Source organism: Bartonella vinsonii subsp. vinsonii, assembly GCF_902825235.1.
GTDB lineage: Bacteria > Pseudomonadota > Alphaproteobacteria > Rhizobiales > Rhizobiaceae > Bartonella > Bartonella vinsonii.
On sequence record NZ_CADEAJ010000058.1, the window covers coordinates 1 to 458 of the forward strand.

At 45.4% G+C, this 458-nt stretch carries 1 protein-coding gene; it reads right to left on the reverse strand.

Annotation, left to right across the window (positions count from 1 at the left end; translation table 11 throughout):
- Positions 1-458, reverse strand: a 458-nt coding sequence (locus tag J7R12_RS08675) for a YebC/PmpR family DNA-binding transcriptional regulator (RefSeq protein ID WP_208439077.1), incomplete at both ends; no start/stop codon positions are given.

The following is a 458-nucleotide window of genomic DNA, read 5'->3' on the forward strand; positions in this document are numbered from 1 at the left end:
TTTCAAAGGCACATAAAATGTGGTGACCAGTTTCTTCTGTTTGGACATCTTCAGCGCCAGCTTCAATGGCTGCTTCCATGATAGTGTCTGGTGTGCCGGCTTCAAGATTATAGATAATTTCACCGATTCGGTTGAACATGAAACTGACAGATCCTGTTTCCCCTAAAGCCCCGCCAGATTTTGTAAAGGCAGCACGCACATTAGAAGCGGTGCGGTTACGGTTATCGGTTAAAGCTTCAACAATAATTGCAACACCGCCTGGGCCATAGCCTTCGTAGCGCACTTCATCATAATTTTCGACATCACCACCTGAGGCTTTTTTTATGGCGCGTTCAATGTTATCCTTTGGCATGGATTGCGATTTAGCGTTTTGGATAGCTAGTCTTAAACGCGGATTCATTGCTGGATCAGGAGCACCTTGTTTGGCTGCAACTGTAATTTCACGCGCAAGTTTAGAG